This is a genomic window from Enterococcus sp. DIV1337a (genome assembly GCF_051712285.1).
In the GTDB taxonomy this organism is placed as follows: Bacteria; Bacillota; Bacilli; order Lactobacillales; family Enterococcaceae; genus Enterococcus; species Enterococcus faecalis.
The window spans coordinates 1,444,900-1,463,392 of record NZ_JBIOOP010000001.1; the positions used below are offsets into that span (position 1 = coordinate 1,444,900).

Sequence of the window (18,493 nt, forward strand, 5' to 3'; positions counted from 1 at the left end):
CAACTTTTACAGATAAAAATAGTGTACCTTTTTTACATCAATTTGTTTTTAATAACATGTAAATTTTATGTTAAGTTTGTAAATTTTGTGTTAAGAGAATTATTTAATGACATTTCCTTGCCAATCCCGTTCAATTTTCATTTTCGAAACAGGAATATACCCTAATTGACCAATCACACGTTCTTGGATATCATCTGACAACATAAAATCTAAAAACTCTTTGGTTAAATCACTTGGATTTTTACGAGTGTACATGTGTTCATAAGACCAAATAATCCATTTATTGTTCATTACATTTTCATCTGTTGGCTGAACACCATCAATACTTAAAGTGGCTACTTCATCAGTAACATAAGAAAATGCGGTATAACTAATCGCTCCTGGTGTATCAGAAACAATGGAACGAACCATGCCGCTAGAATCTTGTTCTTGCGCACGAATGGCTGTTTTATCTCCCAAGACCCACTTTTCAAAAGTAGCACGCGTACCACTACCAGCTGCTCTATTCAAAATAACAATTTTTTGATCTTTTCCGCCAAGTTCTTTCCAGTTTGTTACTTCACCTAAAAAGATTTTCTTTAAATTTTCCATTGAGATATCTTTGACACCGACATTTTTATTAACGATTGGTGTAATCCCAACGACAGCAACTTTATGATCAATTAAGTCTTCCGCTTTGATGCCCTTTTTCTCTTCCGCAAATAAATCAGAATTACCAATGTCTACCGCGCCAGATTGGACTTGACTCAGACCTGTTCCGCTTCCGCCACCTTGGACATTAATAAATCTTCCCGGATTTTGGCTTTGATATTCCTCACTCGCTGTCTCTACTAATGGTTGTAAAGCTGATGAGCCTACCGCTGTGATGGATTCACCACGATCAATCCATTTTGCACATCCTGTTAAAGTAAGTATACTTGCCAAACCAATAAATAATAGCAATCTTTTTTTCATCGATTCATTATTCCTCCAATTAATTTCAATCTATTCCATTTTACCATTATATGTAGGACTTGAAAATTATAAGTTATCAATTTGTTGGTACAACTGAGAAAACTCTTAAATTAAATAACAAAAAGTATCTGAAGAAGCCAATTTGGCTGTTGCTTCAGATACAAACAATTATGCTAGAAAGATGTCTATATTTAAGAATTTGGTGGGAATGACTTTATTTGAAAGATTATTGGGAGTACAAAAATAATTTATTCATGGTATCTCCTTTCAATAAAGTTTTACTGATAAGAAATTATTGAGAGTACAAAAACTGCTGTTTCTTTACATATTTGTACGTACTGTTTTACTGATAAGAAATTATTGAGAGTACAAAAACATCTCCTTTAATACATTTTTATTAAAGTATGTTTTACTGATAAGAAATTATTGAGAGTACAAAAACGTTAGCCATCTCATAGTTTAATGCTTCATTGTTTTACTGATAAGAAATTATTGAGAGTACAAAAACTATTAATGACATTTTTATATAACTAATAAGGTTTTACTGATAAGAAATTATTGAGAGTACAAAAACCAAGCTGGTGATATTGTTGAAGTAGATGTTGTTTTACTGATAAGAAATTATTGAGAGTACAAAAACTGCTTCCAGTAACTTCTTGCACTTTATAACGTTTTACTGATAAGAAATTATTGAGAGTACAAAAACCTGTTGCAGAAGATGCAGGAAAGCAAGTACGTTTTACTGATAAGAAATTATTGAGAGTACAAAAACATAAACCACAATATCTAAATATTGTTAGGGGTTTTACTGATAAGAAATTATTGAGAGTACAAAAACCCATATCTTGCCAACCCGCGTTAGAATAGTGTTTTACTGATAAGAAATTATTGAGAGTACAAAAACAGCCAACCTTTGCTTGTGGATCTGGCAAATGTTTTACTGATAAGAAATTATTGAGAGTACAAAAACAAGAATTCTTTAGTGGACTTTGGGATTCAAGTTTTACTGATAAGAAATTATTGAGAGTACAAAAACGGGGGAAAGTCAATCAATTAACCCCAGTTTGTTTTACTGATAAGAAATTATTGAGAGTACAAAAACCCATCGAGTTACAAGATAGTTGAGGGCTTGGTTTTACTGATAAGAAATTATTGAGAGTACAAAAACCAATGAGGTTGCCTACCACCCTACCCACCTGTTTTACTGATAAGAAATTATTGAGAGTACAAAAACTAGTCCCGCATGGAAATCGCCACAGAGTCGGTTTTACTGATAAGAAATTATTGAGAGTACAAAAACCAGCTAAGGAAAATTAAAACACCAGTTGAAGTTTTACTGATAAGAAATTATTGAGAGTACAAAAACAAATGATTCGCCCAGATTCCATAGAGGTACGTTTTACTGATAAGAAATTATTGAGAGTACAAAAACTGTCGGGCAAGTATATAACGATGTGGACTCGTTTTACTGATAAGAAATTATTGAGAGTACAAAAACAAACTGCAGGGACTCAGGTAGATTTTAAAAGTTTTACTGATAAGAAATTATTGAGAGTACAAAAACCTCAAATTTAAAATTTGAAATCTCATTAGTAAGCTTTTTGACAAAAAATATAACTTTACGCGGTCAAAATCCCAGATTCACTCTTTCCACAATAACCGTTCACGAAAATATTGTTCTTCCAACACAGTGAGCTTTCCCATCGACGTCTCGACACTCTCACTATTGTCATCTAACAATTCTTTTAACAATTTTAATAATATCATATCTCTAGGTAAAAGATAATTTTTTGTATACTGATCACCAACAAAATGACAGACTCGATAAAAAGCATCAACCAATTGCTGATTCGTCCAAACAAATTCATCGGGATAATGACGCTCAATACTTTGACGAAAAATATCAAAGGCTGGCAACTGTTGGTACTGATCGTATAACAAAATCGTTTTCTCAATATCTTCTTCTGTATAAGCCAAAGGCAAACTTCGATTACTAAAAATAAAAAACTTTAACTGATTTGTTTCCCGTGCTATTTCTTTTAATTGTTGAAATAAATAGTGGATTGACTTTGTCTCCAAAAAACTTTCAGGATTGACAATAATTACCCAAACAGGCTGTTCTTTTCGATAGATACTTCGCTTCAATAGATAAATAAATTCGTCCAATAACTCTCCGGAATCCATCATTTCTAAAGGTAGCGACTGACTGTTCTCTAAATAGTTTAAAGACAAATGATGCTTTAATAAATCTTGAAAGTTTATTTCTAAAAAATGTGGTTCAATATTCGTTAAATAATGATTTAACTTATCGTTCATCAAACTTTCTAAATTTAATAGTTGATCATTTAATTTTTCCATCTGCATCGCAATCTCAAAATCATCCTGTAAACAAAGTAATTCTTGATGAAGTAAAGTGTTTTTTATGAAGTCCATTTGTTGAAAAATACTGGTATTGTCTTCTAAAAAATAAAAATCCATTTCCTTATCCTTTACCTTTTTTTCTTCTAAAAAAATTTCAATCCCATTATCTCCATAAACCGTTTCCTCTAAATCATTTAAGGCTTTTTGTTTCGCAAATCGTTTAAGTGTTCGTAATATTTTGCGACGCCATTGATTTTCTCCTCCATAAAAAAATAAATAATCTTCTAAAGAAAACTCAATAAATTGTTGATATTGATATTCCAGACGAATCTGTTTCATTAAATCACCACCAATCGGCGAATACCAACCACTTCTTCTTGACAACTTCGACTACCAGCCAATAACAACATATCTTGAAACTGCGTTTCCGACACATATAACAAGCGTACATTGCCACCTTGTGGAACTTTTCTCTTTAAAATCGCTTCGTATTTTTTTAACGCACTACGATTGGGCAAACTTCGATAATAAATAGAATACTGCAACATAATAAACCCATTTTCCAACAAATGTTTTCTAAAAATTCGGTATTCTTTTTGTTCTTGTTTCGTTTCAAAGGGTAAATCAAACAAACACATTAATCGCACGATTCCTAAGCTCACTTCCCCTCACACTCCAACATATTTTCCAAATGAATTTTCTGAACGTTCTCAAAATCAGCTGTTTCCATCGCTTTCACAAAAGCAGCCACATACTCAGACATCGCTTGGTTCATATAGATTTTTTTATTCTTCACTTTAATCTTTTGGTGTAAAAACTCCACCAACGTCAAACGGCTATGATAAGTTAAATACTTTTCTTTATTTTTCAATACGGTTTGATGAATATACCAATCCATCAATGGCCGAAAAGGTTCCATTAAATCATCCACTAAGTTGAACGAATTGTATTCATTTTTATGAAAAATCCCTAACATCGGTAATAAACCTAATGCTACAACGCAACGTGCCATTTGCGCCCGAATCACCGCATAGCCATAATTCATACATGCATTTGGCAAACACTCCTCTTCACGAGTAAACCCAACGCCATATAATGAATTAAAATAAACTTTTGCAACATGACCTTCACGATTCGTAGTATCACCTGGTAAAATACCTTCACTGAGCTTTTCTAATACCTCGATTCGTTCGGCATCTGTTCCTAAATATTTCGCAACTGCGATCTGATTTTGAATTTTTTGTGTGACAATGTGACACCATGCCAACTGTTTTTGCTCTTCTGTCCAATTGCTTTGCCAGATTGCGCGTTTCGCACTACGATGGTATTGACCAACACCAAGAAAAACACCGGCAGGCATAAAGGTATTATCACAAATAACTGTATCAATATGGTATTGGGCAAATTTTGCTAACAAACGTGTCGTAACAACCGTTTGATCCCCTTCTAAAATCACACTTTCTATATCTGCCAAAGGAATCATATAAGTATGTCCTTCTTTCAATACTTCTAAATTATCTAATTTCACTTTTAACTTTTCTCCGTTTTTAACGAAAACTGTCCGAAATCCCAACAACGCTCCCTCCTTTTTTATAAAAAAACCGCCCTACAAATGTAGGGCGGTAAATTCGGCAAAATGCCTTATTTTTGTAGATTCTCAATAATTTCTTATCAGTAAAATTATTAAAGACGTGTTTCGTCAAACACGGTAGTCCGTCGACTACAATTAAAGATTACTACAAAAACACTAATCATGCAACCCTTTTCTTTTTATTTTCCCTTTTTATTTAATAATATTCTTTGGTTCTTTTTCATAAGATAGATGATGTTTCTTTCCTAAAATATCTGTATTGAATTTTCGTAACTTATTGCCTTCTTTGCCATATTTAGCAATATTTAAATTGATGGCTCCATTATTATAAGGTTTTTGCTTAAATTGATTTTCTGCTGGCATCATTTCTTGTTCTAAGCCTTTAAAGTTAATGCTATTAGCACTTTGAAAATTATAAAAACGCACATCATAGCGTTGGCTATCTTTCCATTCGATTTCCAAACCATCATTTTTTTGTAAAGAGAAGCAGAAACGTACGACTTGTCCCTTTGTCTGCTCGGCGACTTTCTTCATGTATTCTTTTTCTGTAATTCCATACTCACCTTCCACAAAACGCAAGTCAGAATAATATAGTTGCACTGTATAGTAAGCCTTCGTTTCTAAATCTTGATAAATATCGTAACGATAGGGTTTTAGACTTTGTAAAGTAACTTTGCGACCATTTTTGGTTTGTTCAACTGGTCGACCTTTTTCGTCTTTGGTAATATTGATATGTTTGTTTAATTTGCCATCGTAATATTTTAAGCTACGGATAACTGGACCGTTATTTTTTTTCGCATATTTTCGAATCGCTGGAATCCCATTTTCTTCGCAGTAAACAGCAAATGGTGAGCGCTTCACACGTTTCACCTTGCCATTTTTTTCTTCCACTTCTTGAAAATCTGGCGTTGTTGCTGCAATGGTCACTAATAATTCGTACGTTTTTTCATCAAACTCTTTCATTAATAGTTTGTCTTGTTTTTTCTTAAATGCTTCCCAACCATCTACCGTGTAAATATCTTTAATTTTGCCGATGGTATATTCATCTGTCGTTATTTTTTCTTTACCACTTTTTAGTGTTTTGACTTCTGTTTTTTCACGAACAGAGTAAATGGTTGCATCACTGAGTTTGCGATTAGCTTTGCGATCCACTTGATGAGAAAATTTAATTTTTGGATGAATCGTTAGTGGTTTTAATTGTTCCCGAAAATTTGACCATTTGACTTGGTACGTTTTTCGTTCATAATGTTTTGCTTTTTTGTATTCTCGATACGGAATTTCATCGAGAATTTCACCAGTTTCAACATCAATTTCACGCATGAACTTTTCACCAGTTTCTTCGTTGACCGCGTAGTGATAACGACTGACTTTCACAAATGGTGTCACTGCACAAAGGCTTGCATCAATCGCGTGATGGTGGTGCGTTTCACGGGTTTTATCCAAGTCAGCACCCCATTTTTTACGTAAGGTATGAGTGAAACTACCATTTACCACTCGAACAATTGTGTCTTGATTTTCAAAAAAGCTTTGCAACGTATTCAAAACCAAACGACTGGCATAACGCGTATCGTTAAGATTTCGTGACAGAAAATTTTGAACTTGTTCACTATCAAAAATATTCCGTGTTTCCAATAAATTATTTGCTTTTTTACGACTGAACGGACGACTTTCTACCCACTTTTGATACTCATCCCAGTTGCTAAATTTCCCATTAATCTTTTTGAATGCGCCAGCCATCCAAGCATCATAAGGTGTTTGTTGTCCTTTGACTTGATTCGCGTGACTTAAAACCAAGACTTTATTATTAATAGAATCATCTAGACTAATCGAAATTGGAATAATATGGTCAATTTCTGTTGAATCACTGACTAATAATTCAGGAGAAATAGGATTTCCCGTATAGGCACATACCCCGTCTTGTTCAAAGTAGTATAACAATTTGGCTAAAAAACGACGATTTTTGTGAATGGTTGCTTGAAATTTTTCTTGACTCCAACCTGACTTTTGTAGAAAGTACTGTTGACTGTCATTTTTTCGTTGACTATTCTTTGTTTGTAGCTCTTTTATCCGTTTTCGTTCTTCTTCTTCGTTATCATCACGTGGCATTTCGACGGTAATATAATGGATTTGGTCTTTGCCATATTTTTCCAACAAAGCATCCATAACTTTGAAGGCTTGACTGACTGTTTTGTTCACTGTAGGATTATAAATTTCTGCTAGAACCTCTTTGGTTGGTAACTTTTTATAATCACTGTAGCGTTTTCTGACACCTGCTTTTAACTGAAACTGTTCTAAGAGCGTATTTTGTTCCGATGTGGATTTGATTAGTTCTGGAATTAATAGGTGTAACGTTTTTAGAGAAAAACGGTGCCATGCTTGCGTGCTAATACTTTGACTTAATTCTTTGTAATGATCCAAAACCAGTGACTTCACCGGTTCTGCTAACTCAGGAAGTTCAAAAGCTAATGTGTTTTCAACCCCTTCGCGTTCGGTATTCAATGTTAGCACTTTCGCTAAACAGTCAATCGTTTCTGTTGGTAAAGTAGCCAAATCGATCCCTGCTTCCGCAAAAATTTTCCGCCAGTTGCGATAGCCTTTTAATGTATGAATTTCTGGTTTACCTTTTTTATCCAATCGCCAGCCGCTGAGTTGCTCTTTTTTTACACCTAATAATTTAGCGATATCGTTGACACCAAAACGAGCAAATTCTTTCGTCATTAGTTCTGTTAAAATGAATTCCTTTTGTGTAGGCGAAAGTGGTTGTTCTCCATCAATTTTTAAATTAGTTAAATCATTGAGTAAATTATATTGTTGTGCAGATAAACTTAAACCACTCGCTCTCAATTCTCCTTGAAAATCTTTGCCAATTAATTTATCAAAAATATTTGCTGCTGGTTGCCCTGTTTTTTGGAAATCAGACCAACGACCATAAGGACTATTATTGGCTTCATTTCCTGGCCCATGGTAATAAGGACGCTTTCGATAAATTAACCCGGCATCCTCTGCAATACCTGGTTGCACAAATAACGCAATCCAATCATCTGTTAATTCATTTGGATACAAGGCCTGTTGAGTTTTCAAGATGGTAGCCAATTCATCGGCATAAGCAGAAACTTTAAAGACATTTAACTGATAATTACCTTGACCATTAATCCCTGTTTTCACTCGATTGTTTTCTTTCAGTCGCTGCAATTGAATTTGACCAGGCGTATACTTTGTTAACAATTGAGCATTTTTTCTGACTTGTTCTTTGTAATCTTGGCTTTCTTTTGCGGCTTCAGCATCATCTTCATCCAAGTAACTAATCCCACGTTTTTTGACAATATGAAGCACAACTTTGTAAAGCTCTCCCTTGGTTAAGCCCTCAGTCAAACCTTTTACTCTTAATTGATAAGGACAAACATTTTTTAATGCCTTGTCTTCATAAAAGCCAATCGCTTCAAGTAATTTCTTCGCATCTTTTAAGCGATTTGTTTTCCGTCGTATTAAGCGACGAGCACCACGACTAGTTCGTCGTTCTAAATTTTTCTCACTATTTTTTGCACTAAATAAGCGAACACCTAAGTCCACAATTTTCCCTGTTTCTTCATCAATGACTGACCAACCAACGCTACTAATCCCTAAATCTAACCCTATACTGTACATAAGAGCCTCCTTTTATGTGATTACAATGAATAATTTAATTATACATTATTTTTTGTAAGTGGATACATTTTTCTATAAAAATATATTCTATTGTTTCTTTATCTATCTTCATTTAAACACAAAAACAACGACTTTCTTCGTAAGAAAGTCGTTGTTTTTGTTATTTACCTATTTTGATTCGTCTTCTCCCACAATCGTAACCGTTGCTGGATTTGTTTTTTCTTTCGTGACTGTTTCCCGTTGCTTTTCGGTCACTTTTTCTGTTGTTTGTTGCTTTTGCTCACTTTTTTCCTTATCTTTTCCTTTACAACCACTTAAAGAAAAAATCAAAAGACTAGCGAGGAGTAGTGTGGCGATTTTTTTCATTGTCTTTCCTCCTTGTTACAAAATAGATGCTTCCCGCACTGATTAACAGAATCATTCCTACGCTCATTAAAAGAATATCCGATTGACTACCTGTTTTCGGCAAGGCTTTTTTAGCGATTGGACGTTTTGTCATTTGCGGTGCCTTTGGTGACTGAATGTTTTGTTTGTTCGTTTTAACTATTTTTTTCTTGTTTTCTTTGACAATTTTAGTTATAACTTCATTTGTTAAAATTGGCTCATTTGGTGTATTATTGCTCACTGCTTCTGCAATATTTTCAATTTGTGTTTCGGCAGTTTTTCCAACTGTTACATTGAAGGTCACAATGTATTCTGGATTATCTTGATTGATTTTTACTTCACCAATTCCTAGTTGATTATTCGACCAAACATTGTCTTGATATTCTTTGCCGTTAATCTTAGTTGAGCCTTTCACGTAGCGAACGTGAGCTGGTAGCGTATCATAGATAGCCCCTTCCCATTCGCCAGTTCCTGGAACATGAGTGAAGCGTAATGTGTAAGTTAAGACATCCCCAATTTTTGCTTGATTACTTTGGGTATCTTTTTCTTGACCATTGCGAACAAATTTTTCGGCAGTAATTTGACCTGAATCTTGAATCGTCACATCTGTACTTGGCTGTTGTGGCTCAAGTGGTTGATCTGGTGCATCTGGCGTGTCAGGATTTGGTGTTGTTCCTTCAACTGTGGCAATATTGATTCGTTCACCACGCGCTTTTTTATCAACTTTTACCTTGAAAGAAACAACTAATTCTTCTTGACCTTTCAAACTACCTAAGTTTTCAGTGACTAATTTTTGTCCGTTAACTTGTGCATCAGGTAATGATTTTTCAGTGCCGTCTGGTAATGTTACTTTTAAGCTGCCCGCTTGATACATTAAATCAGCTGGAATAGCATCTTTTACGACAACATTATTTACAATTGTATACGGCGCTTCTGAATTTCTAACTTTGATTTGGTATTGAATGACATCGCCAACAGTAATTGTTTGTCCGTCAATGGCTTCTTGTGCTTGGTTCAAAACAAATTTAGATGCTTCTAGTTTTCCTGGACTTGGAATAACATCAGTTGTCACAGGTGGTGATTCAATTTCTGGATCGTTTGGATCATCAGAAATTCCTTTAGCAATGTTAACAATTGTTTGATTTAAGGCACTTTCATTGATTGTAACCTTAAAGGTGATGACTAGTTTTGGTTTGCCGTTATCTAGTTTCACATTTGGAATAACCACTTTCTCTCCATTCCAAACTTCTTCGTCAGCAACTGCTTGTCCATCTACTTCAATACTGTTTGGTTGATACGTAACATGCTCTGAAAGCATATCTTCTACTTTCCCTGACCAAGTTCCTTCCCAACGTCCCGTATTTTCTTTATGGGCAACTTCGATTTCATACGTTAACGTGTCGCCAATGTTGGCACGGTTTTTATTGGTCGCATTAACTGTTTTCTTCACCGTTACTTCGCTTGGAACTTTGACTTGAGTACTTGGTTTTTCAGGTTCTAAAGGTGTTTCTTCTGTCGAACGATCTGGATCTCCTGTTGGCGTTGTTCCAGCAACAGTCGCAATATTGATCCGTTCACCATTGGCTTCTTTACCGACTTTCACTTTAAACGAAACAACTAAAGATTCTTGTCCTCTTAAGCTACCAAGCTTTTCGGTCACTAATTCTTGACCTTTGACTTGATTGTCAGATAAAGCTTTTTGGGTCCCATCTGGTAAAGTGACTTTCAAACTACCTTTTTCATAGATTAAATCAGCTGGAATACTATCTTTAATCACAACATTATTAACAATTGTATGGGCTGCTTCTGGATTTTTAGCCGTAATCCGGTATTCAATCACGCTACCGACTGTAACGTTTCGGCCATTGATAGATTGTCCTTCTTGATTGACTACTTCTTTAGCTGCTTCCAGTTTCCCTGGACTTGGTACCACTTTTGTTGTGACTTCATTGGTTGGTACTTCTGGTTGATTTGGATAATTAGGGTCATCCGTTGGCTGAGCTGTTGCTTGGTTTTTAATGGTTGTATCAACAGCACTTGCTTCAATCACAACTTCAAACGTTACAACAACTTCATCTTTTTCGTTATTTAATGACACATTTGGAATCGTTAGCTCTTGTTTATTCCAAACGGTATCTGCTACTTCTTTTCCATCTACTTTGGTACTTCCTGCTTGATAACGAACATTTGCTGGCAAAGTATCTTTAATAACACCTTCCCATTGACCGGTATCTTTCACATGCTTGTAGACTAAACGATAGGTTAATTTGTCGCCGACATTCTTTTGATTTGCATGAACGTCATTGACAAATTTTTCGCCAATAATTTGACTTGGCACTTGAACTTTTGTTGTTGGCTTTTCAGGCGTTACTGGCACATCTGGTTCACCAGGTTTGTTCGGATCCGGTGTGGTTCCTTCGACAGTCGCAATATTGACGCGCTGACCACTAGCCTCTTTCGCTACTCTGACTTTAAAGGAAATCACTAAAGATTCTTGACCTTTTAGACTACCCAGATTTTCAGTCACTAACTCTTGGCCTTTGACTTGGTCATCAGATAAAGCTTTTTCTGTACCATCTGGTAACATTACTTTCAAGCTACCTTTTTCGTAGATTAAATCAGCTGGAATACTATCTTTAATCACGACATTGTTAACAATCGTATGAGCTGCTTCTACATTTTTTGCAGTGATACGGTACTCAATTACATCATTGACGCTAATTTCTTTTCCATCAATGGCTTGGCCAGCTTGGTTAAAGACGTCTTTACTTGCTTCTAATTTCCCTGGACTTGGTACCACTTTGGTTGTGACTTCATTGGTTGGTACTTCTGGCTGATTTGGATAATCAGGATTTTCAGTTGGTTTGGCAGTGGCTTGGTTTTTAATCGTGGTTCCCAAGGCGGATTCTTGAATGATTACCTTAAATTCCACCACAATTTTTGATTGTTCATTGTTTAAAACAACATCAGGAATACGTAGTGTTTCTCCTTGCCAAACTGTATCTTCAACTTTTTTGCCATCCACAGTCGTTGTTTCAGGTTGATAACGAACGTTTGCTGGCAAGGTATCCGTAATCGTCCCTAACCATTGTCCAGTATCTTTGACATGTTGATAAACAATTCGATAAGTTAAGCTATCACCAACAAAACGTTGATTATTCGTTACTTCATCAACAAATTTTTCGCCAGTAATTTCGCTTGGTACTTGAACGTTGGTTGTTGGTTTTTCAGGGGTTACTGGAACATCCGGTTCACCAGGTTTGTTTGGATCTGGTGTAGTTCCTTCGACAGTCGCAATATTGACGCGTTCGCCACTGGCTTCTTTTGCTACTTTTACCTTAAAGGAAATCACTAAAGATTCTTGGCCTTTTAGACTACCAAGATTTTCAGTCACTAACTCTTGGCCTTTGACTTGGTCGTCTAGCAAGAATTTTTCGGTCCCGTCTGGTAAAGTAACTTTCAAACTACCAACTTCATAAATTAAATCAGCTGGAATACTATCTTTAATCACCACATTGTTAACAATCGTATGAGCTGCTTCTGGATTTTTTGCAGTAATACGGTATTCAATCACGTCATTTACTTTAATTCCTTGTCCGTCGATTGCTTCACCCTGTTGGTTGAAAACACCTTTCACTGCTTCTAAACGACCAGGACTTGGTAAAATCTCCGTTTCAACCGGTGGTGTTTCAATGTCTGGTGTATTGGGGTCGTTAGAAATAGCTTTCCCCACATTAACAATTTTCTTACCTAAGCCACTTTCATTTACCGTGACTTCAAATTCAACAACGATTTTCGGAGCGTCATTATTCAAGGTAATATCGGAAACTGTTAATTGCGCATTTTGCCACAGTTTCTCATCTTCCATTGCTTTCCCGTTGACTTTCGTCGAACTTGGAACATACGTCACGTGTTCTGACAAGATATCTTGGATTTCTCCTTGCCATGAACCAGTCCATTCGCCTGTATTTTCTTTATGCCCAACTTCAATGCGATAAACTAGTTTATCACCAACACGAGCTTGATTACTAGTGACACCATCAACCGTCTTAACGGCTTCAATTTCACTTGGCACGTTGACTTTTGTTGTTGGCTTTTCTGGTCGTAGTGGACGTTCATTAGGATCATTAGGATCTAATGGTGGGCGCGTTCCTTCAACGGTTGCAATATTGACACGTTCGCCACTAGCTTTTTTATCTACTTTGACTTTAAAGGAAATAACTAGTGATTCTTGCCCTTTTAGACTACCTAGATTTTCGGTGACTAATTCTTGCCCTTTGACTTGTTCATCTGATAATGCTTTTTCAGTGCCATCTGGGAATGTCACTTTCAAGCTACCTTTTTCATAAATCAAATCAGCTGGAATACTGTCTTTAATCACCACGTTATTGACAATTGTATTTGCTGATTCAGGATTTTTTGCGGTAATGCGATATTCAAGTAGATCATTCACTAACACATCTTGACCGTTAATATCTTGATCGTTTTTATACACAGATTTTTCTGCTTCTAAACGTCCTGGTGCAGGTTTCACGCGCACAATGGCATGATCATCAACAGGTGGTAAATTAGGGTCATCTGGTGTTGCTTGTGCAAAATTGATAATTTCTTTGTTAAGACCTTCTTCCGTTACACGGACACGGAATGTAATCAGAAGTTTTGACTCTCGTTCATTTAATACGGCATTTGGAATCGTCAACTTAGAAAAATCATCATCCCAAACAGTATCTTCTGTTTTTTCAGAATTGACTCTCGTTGAGCCTGGAATATATTCAAGGTAATCTGGTAATTTATCTTGAATTGTCCCAGTCCATTGTCCTGTTCCTCGAACGTGTTCTACTTCAATTTGGTATAAAATTTCATCTTCTACATAGGCATTGGTTTCATCTACATGTTGGACGCCATCTTTACCAAAAACGGTTTTTCTTAAGAAAATTTCAGCAGGAACTTTGACTTCTTTTGAATCTTCCACTGGTGTTAACGGCTCATCTGGCATAGATGGATCCTCAGAAGGAACGGTTCCTTCTGCTGAAGCAATATTGACCTTTTCGCCAGTTGCTGTTCGATGCACTAGAACTTTAAAACGAACTTCTAATGATTCTTGACCTCTTAATTTGCCAAGACTTTTGGTTGCTAATTGTTGTTCTATTACTGAATTATCTGATAATGTTTCTGTTTTTCCATCTGGATACGTCACAGATAAGGTTCCTTTTTGATAACGTAAGCCTTCTGGAATTGCATCTCTTACCATAACGTTATTCACAATGGTGGTTGGATCTTCGGTATTACTTACTTTAATTCGATACTCGATTTTGTCGCCAACCATAACGGTTTGACCATTGATATCTTTATCAAATTTAAAGACGCCTTTTTCTGCCTTTAATTTACCTGGTGTTTCAACTACATCTGTGATAACTGGTGGTGTCGTTACATCTGGTGTATCTGAATCATCCGTTGGCGCTTTTAAAACAGCAGCATTGGCTATTTTCTTGCCTAACGCACTTTCTAAAACTTCTACATCAAAAGTTAAAAACATTTCATTATCTTCTTCATCTAGAGAAGCTTCATAAGAAAGTTCATGATCTTTCCAAACCGCATCGTCATCTAATTTGGTGACTCCTGCATGACCTAAATAATACACTTCAGTAGTGCCTGGAACATAGCGAACATCTTTGGATAATTTATCCATAATACGTCCTTGCCATTCGCCACCTTCTTCATGTTTGATACGAATGGTATAAGTTAAAACATCGCCCACTTTTGCACGGGTATTTTTTTCACCATCTACAAATTTTTCAATAGTAACGACTGGAATTGAAACTTCTTTTTCATCGTCATCTGAGACCGGTGTTTCTGGTTCTCCTGGAATCGTTGGTGGTGTGGTTCCTTCAACCGTTGCAATATTAGGTTTATCCCCTTTAGCACCTTTTGCTACTTCCACTTCAAAGGATACCGAAAGTTCTTGACCACCATATAAACTACCTAAAGAATCTGTTTTTAATGACTGACCTTGAACATACTTGTCTTCTAATGGTTCCATTCGTCCATCTGGGTAAGTGACTCTCAGTGTTCCTGACTTGTAAATAAGCCCCTCTGGAATCTCATCTAGTACTTTTACATCATTGACAATTGTGCTTGGTGCACCACTATTTTTGGCAACAATTTTATATTTGACTGTTTGACCCACACTGATACTTTCCCCATCAATATCCTCATCTTCACGGTTATAAACAAATTTCTCTGCTTCTAATTTACCTGGTAAAGGATTTAACGCAATCCCAACTTTTAAAGACTCGATAACTGGTAAACCATCAGCTACAACTGCCGCCGAATTCCAAGCAGCTCTATTTTGTGGTTCTTGTGAAAAATCAAGATTTAATTTTTCGACTGTTTCTTGGTTAGGTAATTGAATATCATAATAAATGTCAATATCTTGACCATTTGCAAATTCATACCCTGGTTTTAACTCAATTTTGACACTGTGGATTTTAGTGAAATCAGCAGGATTCTCTTCCCAAACAGCCTCTTCTGCATCAGCTGGATCTGTCGGCTCTGCTAAACCATGGTTTGGCGTCACTTTGTTATAAAGAATATTTGAGCGTTTAGGATTTTTGGATTCACTATAACTAACCGTCACCGCATCTTGCCAACTCGCTGGAATTTTAATTGGACCAGCTAACATTGGTTCAAATTGACTACCACGTTGAATATTATCAGTAATACCTAAATCACCAATTGATGGTAAAACATCTAACACGGCAATATTTTGGAAATCTTTGCCTGTTTCGTTACTGATTTTGACACGGTACTGTGCTTTTTGATTGACCATTCCTTCTGTAAACATTTGGAAATCGGCATCATCAGAAGCTTTAATTGCTTTTTCAATGGTTAAATTATTTTTGTTTCTGACATAGTATTCATTACTGTTTTCAATTCTTGAATGATCTGCAGGATAATCTACAGACATTAAGTCTTGGTTATCCGTTAATTGGGTAGATCCTGTACCGCCAGCTGTTACGCTCAGGTTGTTATTTTTCGCATAGGTAAAAATTTTCGGCACTAAGATATTTGGTGACTTATCTGAAACAGTCACCGGTACATCCGCAACGACTTTATTCCCTGCTTGAATATTGCCTGCCCAATTTAAACGGAGCATTTGACGTCCTGAATTATTGTAATTATCAGAAATGACTTCCACAGAAGCTTTACGTCCTTCTGGAGAAACGAGCTCTCTTGAAGAATCGTAGATTGTCCCAACAGGTAATAAAAGATAGGATTCTGGGTTTTCATAGGCAGGTTGATTTTTCCCAGTAACAATTGTTGCTTGTAAGAACTGATCTCCTGCTTTAACTGATTCACCACGTTCAAATCCTTTGTACTCAATGTAATTATCCACAAGAACCTTTTGAGTACTTGGATCAACTACTTGTAAATAACGAGGACCATAATAGTCTTTAGAATTTGTTGAAGAAAAACTACTTGTTTTTCTATTATTAGCTGCATCTCGTCCACCAGATGAAGTAAAGAATGTATTGGTAATTTGCCCTGTAGCATCTTCTCTTACATTAAAGGTGTAGTAACTAAATATTTGTGATAAAGGTTCACCATTACGAATTTGGAACATAATTTCTGTGACAACATCGGTTTCTGAAATACCCAGCATTTCCGCAGTAATCTGCGCTTTTTCTTGGTTATCCATGACACGGTCTTCTTTGATTAATCGGGTAACCAAGGCATCGTAATTTCTAACTTCTCCATTAACAATTACACGAAGTTCATAACTAGGTAGTAGATATTGTGCCGGACTATATGGGACTCTATTTCTTCCAAGTAATTGAAATTCTAGGTTTTCAAAGGCTAACTTCTTACCATCTGGTCGATACGTACTATTGATATATTCAATTCGTTGTGTTCCGCTGTTTGCTTGATAAAAATTCGCTCCAGTCATAAAACGGACTTGATCACCTGGGAATACAGGTAATTTTTGATCATTAACCGTATATCCTGTGTCATAATTATTTGTTTCAGCTGGTCGCCTATGAACCGGAATTCCAGTTGCTCCGGAATTAGTACTACCACTGCCACTGCCTTGTGCGATAACTTTATCTTCATTTGATACTTGGCTAATTTCATCACCTGTTGCAGTAACAGCTGTCACATTAGCGGTATTCACAAACTCTCGTTGGTCTGAGAATTTACCTGAAATCTTTGTTGTTAATTCAATAGTAGAAATCTTTTCTAACAGATTGTCACCCATTTGAGCATTTTCTTGCTCTTGATAGCTTGGCGCTGGAAATTCAAAGGTAACTGTTCGACTTCCTGCATCATAACTCCCGGTAATTTCTTTTCCATCATAAGTTGCTTTAGATGAAACATAGGTCAAGTTAGCTGGTAATTTGTCGCTAACTTTAATAGTGCCATTCTGGTAAAAATAAAGAATCCCCGTTGTTTTAGGTGCTGAGACATCAATTTTCCAATCAATATTATCCCCTTCTACAAAAGGCTTAGGTTTATGGGTTTTCTTTACAACAACTGGATTATTTCCAATAATATCTCCGTAGGCTTCTTCATGAATCGTTTCTTGTCCTTCAATATAAAACTCGCCAACAAGATTGACACGGTGTTCTTTTATGAAGCCGTTTTTTGTTTCAATTGGGAGATATGTTTCGTAGACTTTTCCAGCGGTGATTCGCTCGAATGAATAAATTAAACGTTTGGCATCCTCATCGTATTTAGGAATGACCCCATCAATACTTAATTTTGCTAATGCTTCTGGTGACGAATCGAAGAAAACAATGTCTGTTTTTAAGCCTTCAATTTTTATTGCTAAGCGAGCATCCTTCACAATTGTTTCAGGACCCGTAATTCGAAAATTATTCTTAAAATAAACCGTTTCTCCAGCCAATACTTTTTTTCCTGGCCCTTGAACCGAATAATCTAATTGAACTGATTCTTTCCTTTCATTTTCTACTTGCTCCTCATAAGGGGGAGCATTTTTATCATTAGCAGTTGCTGGATCATCTACAGTAGCATCTGTTTCAGTGATTGGGGGAATCATTTCACTAGATACATTACTGTGAGACTCAGCCTCTGATTGTTTCTGTTCTTCAGTAGCGATTCTTTCACTTCCTGAAGATGAACGCTGCTCTTCAATTGTTGAAGAACTTGTTGTGCTAGATTGTTCTTGTGAATCAATCGCATAAGCCAAAGTTGGCATTAGCGTTTGGATGCCCAGAGAAGCAACCATCAAAACTTGAATAAGTTTTTTCATACACTTTCCTCCTTTAAAAAATAGGTCACGTATACAAAAAAAGATGTATACGTGACCTATTTTACTATTATAAGGTAACACTTTTTTACTTTGTTCTGTCCAACCTATACCCTCGGATAAAGTAATTCATATTACTAGTAATACGCCGTAAAATTCATTAAAATAGATATTTAAAGATAACGATGGGGTGATTCTATTAATACTCAAGAGGTAATCAAAAAATATATTCTTCCAAAAAAATGTTCAAAAAAACTAGATATTTTTCTATTTCTCCTTCGAAATAATCA

Annotated in this window: 7 protein-coding genes and 1 CRISPR repeat array; all 7 genes read right to left on the reverse strand. The window is 35.9% G+C overall.

Going from position 1 to position 18,493, the window contains the following annotated elements; all coding sequences use genetic code 11:
• Positions 1-99: 99 nt before the first annotated feature.
• Positions 100-954 carry a phosphate ABC transporter substrate-binding protein PstS gene (locus IGL49_RS07035; RefSeq protein WP_104854012.1) on the reverse strand — a complete coding sequence of 285 codons (855 nt, stop codon included), beginning with the start codon at positions 952-954 and terminating at the stop codon, positions 100-102.
• A gap of 275 nt (positions 955-1,229) precedes the next feature.
• Positions 1,230-2,518: direct repeats of the CRISPR family, unit length 36 nt; unit sequence GTTTTACTGATAAGAAATTATTGAGAGTACAAAAAC.
• Positions 2,519-2,595: 77 nt separating this feature from the next.
• On the reverse strand, positions 2,596-3,654 hold the full coding sequence (gene csn2-St, locus IGL49_RS07040; protein WP_104854013.1) for a CRISPR-associated protein Csn2-St: 1,059 nt from the start codon (positions 3,652-3,654) through the stop codon (positions 2,596-2,598).
• Entirely contained in the window at positions 3,654-3,953 is a 300-nt protein-coding gene (gene cas2 / locus IGL49_RS07045; protein ID WP_113794144.1) for a CRISPR-associated endonuclease Cas2, read from the reverse strand. The genes csn2-St and cas2 overlap by 1 nt, the downstream gene beginning before the upstream one ends.
• Positions 3,954-3,973: 20 nt before the next feature.
• Complete coding sequence (cas1, locus tag IGL49_RS07050; RefSeq protein ID WP_104854014.1) at positions 3,974-4,888, reverse strand: type II CRISPR-associated endonuclease Cas1; 915 nt, start codon at positions 4,886-4,888, stop codon at positions 3,974-3,976.
• A gap of 210 nt (positions 4,889-5,098) precedes the next feature.
• Positions 5,099-8,551 carry a type II CRISPR RNA-guided endonuclease Cas9 gene (gene cas9, locus IGL49_RS07055; protein WP_104854015.1) on the reverse strand — a complete coding sequence of 1,151 codons (3,453 nt, stop codon included), beginning with the start codon at positions 8,549-8,551 and terminating at the stop codon, positions 5,099-5,101.
• A 168-nt stretch (positions 8,552-8,719) separates the two neighbouring features.
• A complete protein-coding gene (locus tag IGL49_RS07060) occupies positions 8,720-8,917 on the reverse strand; it encodes a hypothetical protein (RefSeq protein WP_104854016.1) in 198 nt (65 codons plus the stop codon).
• Positions 8,886-18,206, reverse strand: a complete 9,321-nt coding sequence (locus tag IGL49_RS07065; RefSeq protein WP_104854017.1) for an isopeptide-forming domain-containing fimbrial protein — start codon at positions 18,204-18,206, stop codon at positions 8,886-8,888. The genes IGL49_RS07060 and IGL49_RS07065 overlap by 32 nt, the downstream gene beginning before the upstream one ends.
• Positions 18,207-18,493 lie beyond the last annotated feature (287 nt).